This window comes from Celeribacter baekdonensis B30 (assembly GCF_000299875.1).
In the GTDB taxonomy this organism is placed as follows: Bacteria; Pseudomonadota; Alphaproteobacteria; order Rhodobacterales; family Rhodobacteraceae; genus Celeribacter; species Celeribacter baekdonensis_A.
Map to the genome: position 1 here is coordinate 597,466 of NZ_AMRK01000001.1, position 15,421 is coordinate 612,886.

14 protein-coding genes, 1 tRNA gene and 1 pseudogene are annotated in these 15,421 nt (G+C 60.6%); 13 read left to right on the top strand and 3 right to left on the bottom strand.

The window, feature by feature from the left end:
- Positions 1–38 precede the first annotated feature (38 nt).
- Positions 39–1,874 (bottom strand): dihydroxy-acid dehydratase, encoded by a 1,836-nt coding sequence (ilvD, locus tag B30_RS02805; protein WP_009570490.1) that lies wholly within the window; start codon positions 1,872–1,874, stop codon positions 39–41.
- Between the two features lie 114 nt (positions 1,875–1,988).
- Positions 1,989–3,047 (bottom strand): LacI family DNA-binding transcriptional regulator, encoded by a 1,059-nt coding sequence (locus tag B30_RS02810; protein WP_009570491.1) that lies wholly within the window; start codon positions 3,045–3,047, stop codon positions 1,989–1,991.
- Between the two features lie 363 nt (positions 3,048–3,410).
- Here B30_RS02810 and B30_RS02815 point away from each other — a divergent pair.
- Positions 3,411–3,487: transfer RNA gene (locus B30_RS02815), tRNA-Arg, on the top strand.
- 584 nt (positions 3,488–4,071) lie between these two features.
- On the opposite strand, the pseudogene B30_RS21995 reads toward B30_RS02815, so the two are convergent.
- Positions 4,072–4,218, bottom strand: a pseudogene (locus B30_RS21995) (IS3 family transposase); the annotation flags it as partial.
- 503 nt (positions 4,219–4,721) lie between these two features.
- On the opposite strand from B30_RS21995, the gene B30_RS02825 reads away from it, so the two are divergent.
- The 12 genes from B30_RS02825 to B30_RS02885 all read left to right on the top strand — a co-directional run bounded on the left by B30_RS02825 (position 4,722) and on the right by B30_RS02885 (position 15,265).
- A complete protein-coding gene (locus tag B30_RS02825) occupies positions 4,722–5,396 on the top strand; it encodes a helix-turn-helix domain-containing protein (RefSeq protein ID WP_152003496.1) in 675 nt (224 codons plus the stop codon).
- A 698-nt stretch (positions 5,397–6,094) separates the two neighbouring features.
- Positions 6,095–7,270 (top strand): substrate-binding domain-containing protein, encoded by a 1,176-nt coding sequence (locus B30_RS02835; RefSeq protein ID WP_009570495.1) that lies wholly within the window; start codon positions 6,095–6,097, stop codon positions 7,268–7,270.
- A 76-nt stretch (positions 7,271–7,346) separates the two neighbouring features.
- On the top strand, positions 7,347–8,111 hold the full coding sequence (locus tag B30_RS02840) for an ABC transporter ATP-binding protein (protein WP_009570496.1): 765 nt from the start codon (positions 7,347–7,349) through the stop codon (positions 8,109–8,111).
- Entirely contained in the window at positions 8,104–8,826 is a 723-nt protein-coding gene (locus tag B30_RS02845) for an ABC transporter ATP-binding protein (RefSeq protein WP_009570497.1), read from the top strand. Before B30_RS02840 ends, B30_RS02845 begins: the two co-directional genes overlap by 8 nt.
- A 1-nt stretch (position 8,827) precedes the next feature.
- A complete protein-coding gene (locus tag B30_RS02850) occupies positions 8,828–9,859 on the top strand; it encodes a branched-chain amino acid ABC transporter permease (protein ID WP_009570498.1) in 1,032 nt (343 codons plus the stop codon).
- 1 nt (position 9,860) lies between these two features.
- Positions 9,861–10,919 carry a branched-chain amino acid ABC transporter permease gene (locus B30_RS02855; protein WP_009570499.1) on the top strand — a complete coding sequence of 353 codons (1,059 nt, stop codon included), beginning with the start codon at positions 9,861–9,863 and terminating at the stop codon, positions 10,917–10,919.
- Positions 10,916–11,704: an alpha/beta fold hydrolase gene (locus B30_RS02860; RefSeq protein WP_269771036.1), complete on the top strand. Its 789-nt coding sequence runs from the start codon at positions 10,916–10,918 to the stop codon at positions 11,702–11,704. The genes B30_RS02855 and B30_RS02860 overlap by 4 nt, the downstream gene beginning before the upstream one ends.
- A complete protein-coding gene (locus B30_RS02865) occupies positions 11,701–12,297 on the top strand; it encodes a TetR/AcrR family transcriptional regulator (RefSeq protein ID WP_009570501.1) in 597 nt (198 codons plus the stop codon). Before B30_RS02860 ends, B30_RS02865 begins: the two co-directional genes overlap by 4 nt.
- Positions 12,294–13,061, top strand: coding sequence for an enoyl-CoA hydratase/isomerase family protein (locus B30_RS02870; protein WP_009570502.1), 768 nt, complete (start codon positions 12,294–12,296; stop codon positions 13,059–13,061). The genes B30_RS02865 and B30_RS02870 overlap by 4 nt, the downstream gene beginning before the upstream one ends.
- A gap of 5 nt (positions 13,062–13,066) precedes the next feature.
- Complete coding sequence (locus tag B30_RS02875) at positions 13,067–14,557, top strand: AMP-binding protein (RefSeq protein WP_009570503.1); 1,491 nt, start codon at positions 13,067–13,069, stop codon at positions 14,555–14,557.
- On the top strand, positions 14,550–14,906 hold the full coding sequence (locus B30_RS02880; RefSeq protein ID WP_009570504.1) for a MaoC family dehydratase: 357 nt from the start codon (positions 14,550–14,552) through the stop codon (positions 14,904–14,906). Before B30_RS02875 ends, B30_RS02880 begins: the two co-directional genes overlap by 8 nt.
- Positions 14,873–15,265: a phosphate acetyltransferase gene (locus B30_RS02885; protein ID WP_226946397.1), complete on the top strand. Its 393-nt coding sequence runs from the start codon at positions 14,873–14,875 to the stop codon at positions 15,263–15,265. Before B30_RS02880 ends, B30_RS02885 begins: the two co-directional genes overlap by 34 nt.
- Positions 15,266–15,421 lie beyond the last annotated feature (156 nt).

The following is a 15,421-nucleotide window of genomic DNA, read 5'->3' on the forward strand; positions in this document are numbered from 1 at the left end:
AAAGGACGGCGTTTTCACATCTGATCGTTCGGCTTGGCTTACTCGGGCAAAATCCGAACGCCACCTTTGTCAGCCGCAGAGGCAAACAGGGCATAGGCTTTGAGCGCGGTGGAGACAGCACGCGGGCGCACCTCGGCAGGGCCCCAAGGCAGCGGGCCTTTGGCAACGCGACGCTTTTCGATCTCATCAGCGTCGACTTTCAACTCAATCGTGCGGTTCGGGATGTCGATCTCGATCACATCACCGGTTTCGACCAGACCGATCAAGCCGCCCTCTTCGGCTTCCGGGCTGACGTGGCCGATGGACAGGCCAGAGGTGCCGCCCGAGAAACGACCATCGGTCAACAAAGCGCATTTTTTGCCCAGACCTTTGGATTTCAAATAGGACGTCGGGTAGAGCATTTCCTGCATCCCCGGACCACCGCGCGGGCCTTCGTAGCGGATCACAACGATGTCACCAGCCTCAACCTGGCGGGTCAGAATGGCGTTGACCGAGTCGTCCTGGGAATCAAACACGCGGGCTTTGCCGGTGAATTTGAGGATGGAGTCATCGACCCCTGCCGTTTTCACGATACAGCCCCGTTCGGCGATATTGCCGAACAAAACGGCCAAGCCACCGTCTTTGGAAAACGCATGTTCGACGGAGCGGATCACGCCGTTTTCGCGGTCGGTGTCGAGTTCTTTGTAGCGGTTCTCAGTAGAAAACGCCTGTGTCGTGCGCACACCACCCGGCGCCGCCTTGAACAGGCTTTCGGCTTCGGGATTGTTGGCAACAGAAATGTCCCATTTGGCAATGGCCGCGGCCATCGTGTCGGAATGCACGGTGCGCGCATCGCCATGCAGCAAGCCGCCACGGTACATCTGACCGAGGATGGAGAAGATGCCGCCAGCGCGATGGACGTCTTCCATATGCACGTTCGGCACGGAGGGCGCGACTTTGCACAGCACCGGCACCTTGCGGGACAAGCGGTCAATGTCGTCCATCGTGAAGTTCACGCCGCCCTCATAGGCGATGGCCAACAGGTGTAGAACGGTGTTGGTCGATCCGCCCATGGCGATGTCGAGGGACATGGCGTTTTCAAAGGCTTCAAAGGTCGCGATGTCACGCGGTAGCAGGCCCGGAACCTCGTCCTCGTAATGCTTTTTGGTGATCTCAACGATCTTGCGACCGGCTTCCAAAAAGAGGTGTTTGCGATCCGCATGTGTCGCCAAAGTCGACCCGTTGCCCGGCAGTGCCAAACCCAGAGCCTCGGCCAGACAGTTCATCGAGTTGGCGGTGAACATGCCAGAACACGACCCGCAGGTCGGACAGGCGGCGCGTTCAATCGCATCAACCTGTTCGTCGGTGTATTTGTCATCGGCCGCCGACACCATCGCATCCACGAGGTCGAGCTTTTGCACGATGTCACCATCTTGCACTTTGCCCGCTTCCATCGGGCCACCGGAAACGAAAATCACCGGGATGTTAAGGCGCATTGCGGCCATCATCATACCGGGGGTGATTTTATCGCAGTTGGAGATACAGACCATCGCATCGGCACAATGGGCGTTGACCATATATTCGACCGAATCCGCGATCAGTTCACGCGAAGGCAGGGAATAAAGCATCCCGTCATGGCCCATGGCGATGCCGTCGTCGACCGCAATGGTGTTGAATTCTTTCGCCACGCCGCCCGCATTTTCAATCTCGCGCGCCACCATTTGACCAAGGTCTTTGAGGTGAACGTGACCCGGTACGAACTGGGTAAACGAGTTCACCACGGCGATGATCGGCTTGCCGAAATCGCTATCGGTCATGCCAGTTGCGCGCCAGAGGCCGCGGGCGCCGGCCATGTTCCGGCCATGTGTGGAGCGGCGGGATTTATAATGGGGCATAGTGTTGGTTCTCAATCTGTGACGTCGGTTTAGTCCGCAAAAAGCGGCGGGTCTGATGCTCCATACGGCTTTCGGAGCCTCATTTCCAGTCTGGATGATGTGGCGCTTACGGGTTTAAAGCGGCTTTTTCTTGCGTTTCAACGTGTCGCCAAACTCAAGAGAGGGCTCAAGCGTGATGATTTCGCCGCCCGGTGCATCGGGATTTTCGACACGTTTGGCGATAATTTCCGCCGCCGCACGCCCGACCTCAACACGGCACGCATCCATCGTCGCCAGTTTGCGCGGCAAACCATCGAGGAACTCAATGCCATTAAAGCCCGCCAGCCCAATCTCGCCCGGCACATCAATGCCGTTGTCGAGGCAATACAAAAGCCCGCCTGCGCCAATCATGTCATTGGAATAATAGAGGAAATCCAAAGGCTCTTCTTGGTTGCGCTGCAACATCGCCTCGGTCATTTCGCGGCCTTTGGCCAAGGCCGAGCCGCCAGAATAAAACTCGCTATCGGCAATTTCCAACCCGGCTTTCGCCAAGATTTCGGTGAACCCTTCAAACCGTTTGCGCGCCCGGTGATCGAGCGGCATTTTGGTCCCCAGAAAGCCGATCCGTTTGTACCCGGCATCAATGATCGCCTGCGCCATTTTGCGGCCCGCGCGGCGGTGCGAAATGCCCACGGCGGAATCAATCGGTTCGCCATCCGTGTCCATGATCTCGACAATCGGGATGCCAGCGGCCCCCATCATTGCTTTCGCCGCTTCGGTGTGTTCAAGCCCTGCGATGATCACGCCCGAAGGCCGCCAAGACAGCATCTGATACAGCACCGTCTCTTCGCGTTCGGGTTTGTAATTCGTCACGCCCACAACCGGCTGCAATTCGGTGTCATCCAAGATCTGTGAAATGCCGGTCATCACCTCGGGAAACACCATGTTTGACATCGACGGGATGATCACAGCCACGAGGTTCACGCGGGAAGACGCCAAAGCGCCGGCGATTTTATTGGGCACATAGCCAAGCGCGCGTGCAGCCTCCAATACTTTGCTGCGTGTGGCTTCCGACACATCGCCGCGGTTGCGCAAAACCCGGCTGACGGTCATCTCGGAAACCCCGGAAGCTTCTGACACGTCGCGCAACGTCAGCGGTCTCTTGGAAGGTGTTTTCCCTGAACCCTGCGACATAATCTTAGCCTCCTGTAAAATTTTAAATTTCCACCACTCTACAATATAAATCGCCCTTGTCCACGCGTTGCAACATGTATATGTTAACGCTAACAGATTTGCCCAACACAGTGATACTTCTGCTGAAGTGTCACGAAAATTTGGCAAAACACATCCGAATTGCCCTGCATGCTCTCTAACTGTCAGTGCTGTTTCGGATTTCAAAGGGGGGAGTGGTGGGCCAAATTCGCTTCCCCCTTTTTTCATGTTCCCAGCAAGACATTCGCACCACTACAGGCCATAACTCCAGCCGATCATCCTCGACAAAACCCGAGCTTCGCTCTTGTGCCACAGACCCCTCACCCGCTACACACCTAGTCGTGTGGTCCCGTGGCTCAACTGGATAGAGCAGCCCCCTCCTAAGGGGCAGGTTGCAGGTTCGAATCCTGCCGGGGTCGCCATTTTTCCACGTTCATTGATTTTTTCATTTTTATTCAGTTGGTTGCGAATTTGGGTCCCATTTTTTGGGTTCGTGTGTCCCAGATTACGCGCCCTGTATGATGAGTCTGACAATCTGCTCTCGGTCGGCAGCGCGAGTATAGCGCTCTACCTCAGTCAATGTCACATGACCCGCCATAGCTGCGATTTGGTGCACAGTCTTACCTTGCTCGGCCCAGTAAACACAGAACGCTTTGCGCAACGGAAATATCGAGGTCAAGCTGACGGACCACGACGACCTGCCATATGTCGTGGGATTGGTGCGGCAAGCACTGGACCGTCAACTCGGAGCGGATGAGCCAGCATGACGCAATTCGTTTTCTTGACCGAAACGCTCACTCCAGAGCCGCGTCCGTACCCATACGAAATCCTCGGCCTGCAACCGGGCGATCCTCTGGACGATGTTCTGGCCGTCTACGCAGAACGCAGCGACGCTGCCCCAACAAGCGAGAGCGAAGTTCTACGGGTGCAATCGCCGGATGGGGCTGTGTTCGAGTTCACCTATCAGCTTTTCACCCGGATCGGGGATGTCGGCATCAATGGGCGGCTCCCAGACACGCTTGATCTCGGGGCGCAGCTCCGTATCCCGTTGATGCCGGGCCGAAGCTTTGGCAGGATCGGCTTGGCACGCCGATCGGTGATAATATATCGACGGCGCGATCGGCAGACCCCTGCAGATCGACTCGACGCGCCGATGTATCCGTCGAAACTGAGCCGCGCCGAACTGGCGCGCGCTGCAGAGGCTGGGTACCAGGCAATCGCTGGTGGGCCGGATGCTCTTACGGCGTCGTTTGGGAGAATCAAGGCTGCGTCCAGCAGTCCGACACCCGGTTTCCAAGCCGATTTTGGCGCTTTGGCAAGGCGGATAGAACGGATGGATCATGGTTCCCCACGGTTCGCCAGTTTCATCGACCAACTCAGGGAATTTGCGTTCCAAAATTACCCATACGGCAAGGGGGACGTTCTCTTCGGTCGAACATGTCCCGAGCGACGCGTACACAATCTCGCGTCTGCTGCATCGGCGCATGGCTGAATTATTCAAGGATGTGCCGCATTGCCGTAGGTTTGGGACTGGGCACAACGGATCAGGCAGAATGCATAGAGTTTTCGGCTGAGGTGCATGATGCCCAGATCGCGAACTATGCCTCCTGTTTGTCGCCGAAACGATCTGCGGGCTACCTAGGGATCCGGGGAGAAATGCTGAACCGCTTGGTCAGCGTGGGTTTGATTGGTCTTCGGTTTGATCTTCCCAGGCTCAATCCGATCTACCATCCGGATGACCTGAAACTGCTGGTCGAGCCGCTGGTTGGTCAAGCCGCGTTTATGGATCATCTGCCTTCGGGATACGCCAGCCTAATCAGCATCGGAGGCCATGCGAAATGTCGTTTCGAAACGGTGATGCGCTTGGCTTGTGATGGCAAGCTTGCCACGCTGAGCAGGCTGGACGCAATTCCAAAGCTGGATGGCCTGTTCGTGAGTCTGGATGATCTGCGGGATCAGCTTGAAGTTCCGGCTCCATCAGGGATTACACGTGTCGAAGCCAAGCGCTTGCTACGCATCAACTCCTCGACGGTCGCGTGGCTCATTCGTCAAGGTTGGCTGCCAGCGAAAACGGTGAAGCATCACCGATATCGGCGTCCAGTCACCCTAATCAGCCGCGAGGCGCTAGAGGAATTTCTCAACAGTTATGCCACGCTTGGCATGATGGCAGCGGACGGACATACGCAAGCGATGCATGTTGCCCGCAAGTTGGAAAAAGTAGGCATATTTCCATTGGATTTGGATTGCCGCCTCAGCAAACTTTACCCGCGGACACCGCAGCCGGAGAGGTTGTTCGATCCAGGCCGGATGCCCGAGCCCACCCCCTCATAACTCTCTGAATTTACGTCGCCGTTTGCGCCGTCGCCTTGTGGGCGACGGTTTTTTCATGTTCGGCGGAGATCACTGAACACTCATAAAAATCCTGCTTCAGTCCTTCCGACAGACGCCAAACTAAGTGTCGAAAATCGCCGATTTATTGTCGTCCCCGGAACTATGAATTGCAATAAACAATGGCTTGCATAGCATCCAAGTGCCAAACCATGTGTTGTTCGACATCAATTGAAAAACGACAGTAGGTTTGGCGTTTTTGACAATGCCTCTTCGCATCCTCGCAGTCTTGCAAACCCAGAGGGTCAGATGCGCGGCTCAGGACGTTTTCGTTGATCTGGATTGACGGCACACATTCTATCAGGTCTTCCACCATCCAGTTGAGTGCGACATCGCTCAGGCGGGACTCGGCTTCGGGATACCCGATGATCACTTGGAACCACGCACCCCCCCAATCCCTACAATTCTTCGGCCACGTTCATAACAATTGGCGCGGCTCACGAAACAGCGTGAATGTCGGGTTGATGTTCGGCCCGTCGACATCACAGAGCTTTGTGCGGTTTCACAGGCCGATGCTTCAAATACGGTCGGTCACATGAGCAACACAGCACACGGTCTTTACCTGCTGGAGGTGCGAGATTGACATGAATCATGATTCATGTTTCATATTAGTTAGAGGAGAAATCAGGGAGGAGACCCTAATGCTGCGCTTGTTTGCGTTGACGGCTACTGGTGTGTTGATGTCATCGACAGCCTTTGCCGAAATCCGGATTGCCCATGTCTATGGCAAAACCGGTTCGCTGGAGGCCTATGCCGCCCAGTCGCACAATGGTCTGATGTTGGGGCTGGAATATGCCACCAACGGCACCATGGAGATCAACGGCGAGAAGATCGTCTTGATCGAGAAGGACACCCAGCTGAAGCCGGATATCGGGCGCGCGCTGCTCGAAGAGGCCTATGGCGACGACGATGCACATATCGCCGTGGGTCCGGTCAGCTCGGGCGTGGCGTTGGCCATGCTGCCGGTGGCCGAAGAATACGAGCGTGTGCTGATCGTCGAGCCCGCGGTGGCGGATTCGATCACCGGCGAGAACTGGAATCCCTATATCTTCCGTACCGGTCGCAACTCCTCGCAGGACGCGATTTCCAACGCGGTCGCTCTAGGTGGCGAGGGGGTGGTCGTGGCGACGCTGGCGCAGGATTATGCCTTCGGTCGTGACGGGGTCGCGGCCTTCCGCGAGGCGCTGGAAGAGACCGGCGCCACCATCGCCCACGAGGAATACGTGCCCACCGATACCACGGATTTCACTGCGGCGGCGGAGCGTATCTTCACCAACATGGCCGACTTGGAAGGGGAGAAGAAGCTCTTCATCATCTGGGCCGGGGGCGGCAATCCCATGGGCAAGATCAATGCCATGGAGCCTGAGCGATTTGGCATTGAGATCGCCAGCGGCGGTAACATCCTTGCGGCGCTGAAAGCCCACAAGGAAATCCCAGGCATGGAGGGCGCAACCTACTACTACTACGAGATTCCGCAGAACCCGATCAACGAATGGCTGGTGAAGACCCATTTCGAGCGCTTCGACAGCCCGCCGGACTTCTTCACCGCCGGTGGTATGGCGGCGGGGTTGGCGATCGTTGAAGCGATCAAGCGGGCCGGTGGTGCCGAGGATACCGATGCGCTGATCGAGGCCATGGAGGGGATGACCTGGGAGACGCCGAAGGGCCCGATGCAGTTCCGCGTCGAGGACCACCAGGCGATGCAGTCCATGTATCACTTCCGGACCGAGATCCAGGACGGCAAGGACTATGGTGTGCCGGTTCTCGTGCGTGAGATCGGTATGGATGAAATGAATATCCCGGTCCGCAACCAGTAACACGCGACGCGTGCCCTTCACTTGTGCCACCCCGGGCGGCCGATGCGGCGGCTCGGGGTACAAGGAAAAGAGACCCATGACCCAGACACTTCTTGAGACCGATGCACTGACCGTGCGTTTCGGTGGCCATGTGGCTGTCGACGCGGTGTCGTCCAGCTTCCGCGCGGGCGAGTTGACCGCCATCGTTGGCCCGAACGGCGCGGGCAAGACCACCTATTTCAACCTGATCTCGGGGCAGATCCCCGCCAGTTCGGGGCGCGTGAAACTGCTGGGCGAGGACATCACCCGGCTTGGCGTGGCGGACCGTTGTCGCCGCGGGCTTGGCCGTGCCTTCCAATTGACCAACCTGTTTCCCAGTCTGAGCGTGCTGGAGAACGTGCGCCTGGTCATCCAGTCCAAGCAGCACAAGGGGTTCGGCCTGTTCTCTATGGCCGATAGCCACCAGGAGCTGACCGTTGCCGCTATGGCGATCCTGGAGCGGGTACGGCTGGACATCCAAAAGGGCCAGCTTGTCTCGGAGCTGTCACACGGGGACCAGCGTAAGCTGGAGGTTGCCCTGCTGATCGGCCTCGACCCGATGGTCTACATGTTCGACGAACCGACCGCCGGGATGAGCGTGGACGAGGCGCCGGTGATCCTTGACCTCATCGCGGAAATCAAGGCGGACCGCGCGCGCACGGTATTGCTGGTCGAGCACAAGCTCGACGTGATCCGCAGCCTCGCCGACCGCATCATCGTCCTGCACAACGGGGCGCTGGCCGCCGATGGACCGCCTGCCGAGGTCATGGCCTCCGCCGTGGTGCAGGAGGCCTATCTGGGCAAGGAGCTGGACCATGTCTGAGCCGATCCTTTCACTGCGCGGGTTGCACACCGACATCGCGCAATATCACATCCTCCAGGGCGTTGACCTCGAGGTGCCGCGCGGCCAGGTGACCATGCTGCTGGGGCGCAACGGCGTGGGCAAGACCACGACGCTGAAATCGATTATGGGGCAGTGGAGCGCCAAGTCCGGCCAGATCCTCTATGATGGTCAGGACATAACCCGGCTGCCCGTCTCGGCGCGCGCCCGCGCTGGAATCGGTTTCGTGCCGGAGGACATGGGCATTTTCCGCGACCTGACGGTTGAGGAGAACATGGTGCTGGGCTGCACCACAGGGCCGCTCGACCCCGCGCGCAAGGACTGGCTGTTGAGCGCCTTTCCGGCCCTAGGCACCTTCTGGCACAGCGAGGCGGGCAACCTCTCCGGCGGCCAGAAGCAGATGCTGTCCATCGCGCGTGCCATGGTAGAAGAGCGCAAGCTCTACCTGATCGACGAGCCGACCAAGGGACTTGCTCCCGCCATCGTCTCGACCATGGCCCAGGCGCTGCGGGAGCTGAAGGCGCAGGGTGCCTCCATCCTGTTGGTGGAACAGAATTTCTCGGTCGCCCGTGCCTTGGGCGACAGTGCCGCGGTCATGGACGACGGTCGGGTGATCTGGACCGGCGAAATGGCAGAACTTGCCGCAAACAAGGACCTGCAGGAGCGCCTGATGGGTTTGAGCATGGAGACGCACTGACATGACCCTTGCCCCTGACCACAAGCCGACCTTCGCCAATCTCAGCCTCACCGACCGGCTGGGCAAGGCCATGCCGGTCATACTTGTTCCGATCCTGATCGTGCTCGGCTTCGTTGCCATCGGTGCGCCCTCGTCCTGGCTGACGTTGACGGTGTCCGGCCTGGCAATGGGCATGATGATCTTCATCATGGCCTCCGGCCTGACGCTGGTCTTCGGCCTCATGGACGTGATCAACTTTGGCCATGGCGCCTTCATCTCTGTCGGTGCTTTCGTCGGCGTGTCTGTGCTGATCGCCTTGGGCGACTGGACCGGTGCCGCCTCTCTCCTGCTGAACATGGCGGCGATCCTGCTGGCCGTGGTGGCGGCCATGGCCGTGACTGGTGCTCTCGGCTGGGGCTTCGAGAGGGTCATCGTGAAGCCGGTCTACGGTGCCCATCTCAAGCAGATTCTGGTGACGGTCGGCGGGCTGATCGTCATTGAGCAGCTGATCTATGTGATCTGGGGGCCGGATGAGATCTTCATCAACCGTCCGGAAATGCTGAAAGGAGCGGTGACTTTCGCCGGGGCGGCGATGGAGAAATACCGCCTGCTGGCGGTGGGGATCGGCCTTGTGCTCTTCATCGCGATGCGCATGGTTCTCCGCCGCACCAAGATCGGCCTGATTGTCCGCGCCGGGGTCGAGAACGGCCCCATGGTTGAGGCGCTGGGGTACCGCCTGCGCATTGTCTTCGTCGGCGTGTTCATCGCAGGCTCGGCCCTGGCGGGTCTGGGTGGCGTGATGTGGGGGCTCTACCAGGAGGTGATCACCGCCGGGATGGGCGAGGAGATGATGGTTCTGGTCTTCATCGTGGCAATCATCGGTGGGCTGGGCTCTGTCGAGGGGGCCTTCATCGGCGCGCTGCTGGTGGGGCTGCTCCAGAACTACGTTGCCTTTCTGGAACCGAAACTGGCGCTGGTGTCGAACATCGCGCTGATGACCACAATCCTGATGTGGCGGCCGCAAGGCATGCTGCCTGTCGTGAAGGCAAAATGAGATGATCGTTAAACTTCTTTCCGGGGATCAGCCGCGCTCTGTCCTCCTGACCCTGCTGCTTCTGGTGACCCTGGTCTGTCTGGCTGGCGCGCCCTTCCTTTTTGACGGCGTGCGCGCGCTGGACACGGCGGCGCGGATCTGCATCTTCATCGTTCTGGCGGCGAGCTACGATCTGTTGTTGGGCTATGGCGGCATCGTCAGCTTTGCCCATACCATGTTCTTCGGTCTCGGCGCCTACGGGGTGGCACTGGCGTCGTCGCATATGGGGCGCGGCTTTGATGCGCTGCTGGTTGGCTCCGTGTCCGGCACCGTGGCTGCGATCATCCTGGCGCTGCTGATCGGGCTCTTCAGCCTGCGGGTGCGGGCGATCTTTTTCGCGATGATCACCTTGGCTGTGGCCTCGGCTCTGGCGGTGCTGGTCTCGCAGTTCTCCGGTCTGACCGGTGGCGAGGACGGGCTGACCTACAAGATTCCGCGCGCCCTGACCTCGGCCAACCGGATGGGCGAATTCATGGGCACGCAGATCAGCGGCAAAATTCTGAACTACTATCTGGTGTTCACCGCTGCGCTGATCCTGTTCCTACTGCTGCTGCGCATCGTGAACTCACCTTTCGGGCGGGTGCTGCAGGCGATCCGCGAGAACGACTTCCGCGCCGAGGCCATCGGGTACCGGGTGATCTGGTATCGCACCATGGCCACCTGCCTCTCGGCAGCGGTTGCTGCCCTGGCCGGGAGCCTCTTTGCGATCTGGCTGCGCTATGTCGGGCCGGACACCACGCTGAGCTTCGAGATCATGCTGGACATCCTGTTGATGGTGGTGATCGGCGGGATGGGCACCATGTACGGTGCGGTGATCGGGGCGACGCTGTTCATCCTAGCGCAGACCTATCTGCAGAATCTGATGGGAAGTGCCTCTGAGGCCACCTCGGCCCTGCCACTGGTGCCTGATTTGCTGAACCCGGACCGCTGGTTGATGTGGCTGGGAGTGCTGTTCATTCTCAGCGTCTATTTCTTCCCTACGGGCATCGTGGGCCGGCTGCGCGAGCGCCGTGCATCGTGACGGTTCCGGTTCTCTTCCTGCATGGCTGGGCCATGAATGGCGCGCTCTTTGACGATATTGCCGGGCGGCTGGGCACGGACTTCGATTGCCATGCGCCCGACCTGCCGGGCCATGGCAGCCGGGCCGCGGCAGAGCCCAGCCTCGACAATTGTGCGGCGGTAGCCCGGCAGTGGATCGAGCGGCTCGATCGGCCGCTCCTGGTCGGCTGGTCCATGGGGGCAGCGGTCGCCTGGCGCCACCTGTCCCGGTACGGCACCGGTGGGGTGCGCGGGCTGGTCACCATCGACATGAGCCCACGCATGCTGCCGGACGCGAACTGGGATCTGGGGCTGATCGGCCAGAGCTCCGCGGCGATCCTGACGACCTCCGAGAAGATCGTGCCGCGCTGGTCCGTCATGGCCGAGCGCATTGCCTGCAACATGTACGCGCGCGACAGCGAGCCGACGGTCAGCCGCGAGACGATCCGGGACCTGCTTCTGGCGCAGGACCCCGAACGCCTGCGCGCGCTCTGGGACGATTTGACCGCCATGGACGAGCGCCGAACGATGGCCGGGATCAACATCCCTTATCTCGTTTGCACTGGCGCCCGGAGCCGCCTTTACAGCCAGAAGGTGGCGCATTGGATCGCGGCACAGGCGGGGCGGGCGCGGGTCGCACGCTTTGACCACTCCGGCCATTCGCCGCACCTAGAAGAGCCCGAGGCCTTCAGCGATGCCCTCCGGTGCTTCGTGGCACGGGAGGGGCTGGCACAAATGGTCCAAGAGCAGGAGGGCAACACCCCATGACCAGACAGACAGGGGCCAGACCCAAGACAAAACGCGGCATCGAGCGGCGCGCCAAGATTCTCGCCGCCGCCGAGCAAGTGATCGGGGAAAAAGGGTTCAACGCCGCCTCCATCGCCGACATCACCCGTGCGGCGGGGACCGCGTTGGGGACCTTCTACATCTATTTCTCCGGTAAGGACGTGCTGTTCCGCGAGCTGGTGCAGGACATGGGGCGCGCCACCCGGTCGCAGGCAGCGGAACGCATTGCGGGTGCGGCCAACCGGCTGGAAGCGGAGCGCGCCGGTCTGGAGGCCTATCTGACCGTCGTGCGCGACCGTCCAATGCAATACCGCATCGTCGAGGAGGCCCGTTTCGTCGATCCCGACGCTTACCGCGACTACTACATGGCCTTCGGTAAGGTCTACGCCGAGCAACTGGAGAAGGCCGAGCGCCGGGGCGAGATCTCGGCCGGTGACGCCGAGGTGCGCGCCTGGGCGCTGATGGGCATTGCCAAGGCCCTGGGCGAGCGTTTCGTGCTCTGGGAAGAGGAGGTCGATATCGAACGCGTGGTGACGGAGACGCATGCCTTCATCTGCAAGGGGCTGGCACCATGACCGATCTGATTTCCTGCGAAATCCTTGACCTTCCCGGTGGGGAGGCCTGCTTTCGGATCACCATGACGGCCCCGCGCGCCAATGCACTGGAACCGGGCTTGCTGGCGGCGCTGCATGCTGCGTTCGATGCACTGGAACGCTCCGGCGCGCAGAAGGCGCTGATCTGCGGCGGACGAAATTTTTCCACCGGCGGCGACGTGGGCAGGTTCTTAGAGGCGGTACAAGAGGGCCGCGCAGAGGACTACGCCCGGGCGGTGGTGCCGGTCCTGCAGGACCTGATTGCCCGCATGATCGCCATGCCCGTGGTCATCGCGACCGCCCTGTGCGGCGCTGCGACCGGCGGCTCGGCGGGCCTGCTCTTTGGCTCCGATCTCACCGTGGCGGCACCCGGCGCCTTTGTGCAACCCTATTACGGCACCATGGGTTTCGCGCCTGATGGTGGCTGGACTGTTGTCCTGCCGGAGCTGATTGGCACCGCACAGGCGCGGGGCTGGCTGATGGCCAACCACCGGCACGAGGTAGAGGAACTGCTGCGCCTGGGGTTGGTGCAGGCCGTGGATGAGGCGCCCGAGACCCGGGCGCTGGCCCTGCTGGGCGCGATCGAGACGGGCTCTGCGCTGGCGACCAAGGCGATCCTCTGGAACGCCCCTCGACGGGCAGCCCTGCGCGCCGGGCTGGATGCGGAAACCTCGGCCTTTCTCGACCTGATCGGGCGACAGGCGACTCTGTCGCGCATGAAACAGTTTCTTCAACCGAGTGGATGATTGCGATGTTTGATCTGATTCCGGATATGGCTGCGAAACGGGCGGAGTTGACACCCGAAGCCCTTGCCTTTCACGACACCACGACGGGCCGCGACTGGAGCTTTGCCCGGATCAACGAAGCAGCCAATGCGGTTGCCGACGGGTTCTTGGCACGCGGCTTGGCCGAGGGCGATCGCGTTGCCATCCTTTGCCAAAACCGGGCGGAGTTCTTTATCACGCTCTTCGCCTGTCAGAAGACCGGTATCATTCTCTGCCCGCTGAACTGGCGCCAGCCGGTGAGAGAGCTGGCGCAGACCCTCGCGCCGGTGGGCGTGTCGCTGATGCTGACTGATGCGGCCTTCGTCGCCACGGCTCGCGACACAGCCGAGGCGCTCGGCGTATCGGTTCTGACACTGGAAGAGGACCTCGCCAGATGGATCGAGGTGGGCGGCCCAGCGCTGACGGCACCTGTCCCGTCAGAGCGGCCCTGGTATCTGCTCTTCACCTCCGGCACCACAGGGCTGCCGAAATCTGTGATCCAGACCGCGCGCATGGCTTGGGTCAATACGGTCAATATCGGGCAGGCCATCAACATCGCCTCCACCGACCGGGCGGTCTGCTACCTGCCGCTCTTCCACACCGCCGGCATCAATCTTTATACGCTGCCGATCTTCCTGAGCGGCGGCAGCTCCACCATCCTGCCGAAGTTCGAGGTCGGTGTGGTGCGGCACCTGCTGGCATCGGGGCAGATCAACCAGTTTTTTGGCGTGCCCGCGATCTATCAGGAGCTCTCGCTGATGGCGGATATCGGTGCGATGGACTGGGCGTCGATCCGTTGCGGCTGTGGCGGGGCACCACTGTCGGAGCCGCTGATCCGCTTTTTCGCGGAGAAGGGTGCCAAGGTCCTGAACGGCATGGGCATGACGGAGACCGGTCCGACCGTCTTCCTGATGGACCCGGTCCAAGCCGATCGGAAAATCGGCTCTGTCGGGAAGCCGCAAAGCCTGGTGGAGGTGCGCTTGGCCGGTGTCCCCGACGGGGCCGAGGGTGTGGGCGAGTTGCAGCTGCGCGGGCCGGGCATCACGCCGGGCTACTTCGGCAACCCCGAGGCCACGCGCAAGACCTTCACCTCGGACGGCTGGCTGGCGACGGGGGACGTCGCGCGACGGGATGCGGATGGCTACTACTTCATCGTTGATCGCATCAAGGACATGTTCATCTCTGGCGGCGAAAATATTTACCCCGCCGAGGTCGAGCGCGTGCTGAACCAACACCCTGCCATCCTTGAAGTGGCGATCGTGGGCGTGGCGGACCAGAAATGGGGGGAGGTCGGCGCGGCCTTCGTCATGCTGAGGCCCGGCCAGAGCCTCGATCCGACCACGCTGCGGCCCTGGTGCCGGGAACGGCTGGCCGGATACAAGGTGCCCGCGCATGTGCGGATCGTCGCGGATTTTCCGCGCACGGCGGCGGGCAAGATATGCAAACCCAAGCTGCATGAGGGTCTCGAGAATGATTGATTTGCAAGAGCGGTGGTCGCCGACGCAGGCGGATTTCGACGCCTTCGCCGCCGTGTCGGGGGATGACAACGCGATCCATGTCGACCCGGCTTTCTGCGCCGAAACCACCTTCGGACGCACGGTCAGCCACGGCATGCTTCTTTACGCAAAGCTCAGTGGGATGTTGAAACGGCATGACGCGGGACTGGCTCAGGTCAGCCAGACGCTGATGTTCCCGAACCCGGCCTTCACGGGTGAGGAGTTGATCCTGAACATCAAGGAGGATGCCCCAGGGCACCTGCGGATGCAGGTCACCCGCGCGCAGGACGGTGCCGAATGCCTTACGGGGGAGGCGGTGGTGACATGTTGATGGTTGGACAGACGGCGCAGATCACACGCAGCTACAGCAAGGACGACCTGGCGGCCTATGCCGCGCTGAGCGGCGCTGGTAGCTCCGATCATGTGCCCGAGCCGCTGATCGCGGCGCTCTTTTCCTACCTGCTGGGTGTGGAGTTGCCGGGTGCAGGCACCAACTACCTCAAGCAAGAGCTGAGTTTCAAAACTGACGCACCGCTTGCCGGGCCGCTTGTGGCTAAGGTCGAAATCATACGCCTACGGCCTGAAAAACACCTCGTAGACCTTTGGGCCAGCTGCAGTGGCCCCGATGGCACTGTCATCTGTGAAGGCCGCAGTTTGGTAAAGGCAAAGGATGTGGCTGGCGCATTCTAGCTGTAGCCTTCCGCCTCAATTCTCTGACAGCCGCCAAACCAAGCGTCGAAAAACGCTGGATTGATATCGAACGCCATCCTGTGAGTCGCGAAAAACAATGGCTTGCGTCACCTTGAGGTGCCAAACTAGGTGTCGTCTGACATCCATTTCGGACGC

What these genes read in the sequence shown, in the direction of transcription:
- ilvD (WP_009570490.1), bottom strand. Translation starts at nt 1,874, where the DNA reads ATGCCCCATTATAAATCCCGCCGCTCCACACATGGCCGGAACATGGCC.
- B30_RS02810 (WP_009570491.1), bottom strand. Translation starts at nt 3,047, where the DNA reads ATGTCGCAGGGTTCAGGGAAAACACCTTCCAAGAGACCGCTGACGTTG.
- B30_RS02825 (WP_152003496.1), top strand. Translation starts at nt 4,722, where the DNA reads ATGCTGAACCGCTTGGTCAGCGTGGGTTTGATTGGTCTTCGGTTTGAT.
- B30_RS02835 (WP_009570495.1), top strand. Translation starts at nt 6,095, where the DNA reads ATGCTGCGCTTGTTTGCGTTGACGGCTACTGGTGTGTTGATGTCATCG.
- B30_RS02840 (WP_009570496.1), top strand. Translation starts at nt 7,347, where the DNA reads ATGACCCAGACACTTCTTGAGACCGATGCACTGACCGTGCGTTTCGGT.
- B30_RS02845 (WP_009570497.1), top strand. Translation starts at nt 8,104, where the DNA reads ATGTCTGAGCCGATCCTTTCACTGCGCGGGTTGCACACCGACATCGCG.
- B30_RS02850 (WP_009570498.1), top strand. Translation starts at nt 8,828, where the DNA reads ATGACCCTTGCCCCTGACCACAAGCCGACCTTCGCCAATCTCAGCCTC.
- B30_RS02855 (WP_009570499.1), top strand. Translation starts at nt 9,861, where the DNA reads ATGATCGTTAAACTTCTTTCCGGGGATCAGCCGCGCTCTGTCCTCCTG.
- B30_RS02865 (WP_009570501.1), top strand. Translation starts at nt 11,701, where the DNA reads ATGACCAGACAGACAGGGGCCAGACCCAAGACAAAACGCGGCATCGAG.
- B30_RS02870 (WP_009570502.1), top strand. Translation starts at nt 12,294, where the DNA reads ATGACCGATCTGATTTCCTGCGAAATCCTTGACCTTCCCGGTGGGGAG.
- B30_RS02875 (WP_009570503.1), top strand. Translation starts at nt 13,067, where the DNA reads ATGTTTGATCTGATTCCGGATATGGCTGCGAAACGGGCGGAGTTGACA.
- B30_RS02880 (WP_009570504.1), top strand. Translation starts at nt 14,550, where the DNA reads ATGATTGATTTGCAAGAGCGGTGGTCGCCGACGCAGGCGGATTTCGAC.
- B30_RS02885 (WP_226946397.1), top strand. Translation starts at nt 14,873, where the DNA reads ATGCCTTACGGGGGAGGCGGTGGTGACATGTTGATGGTTGGACAGACG.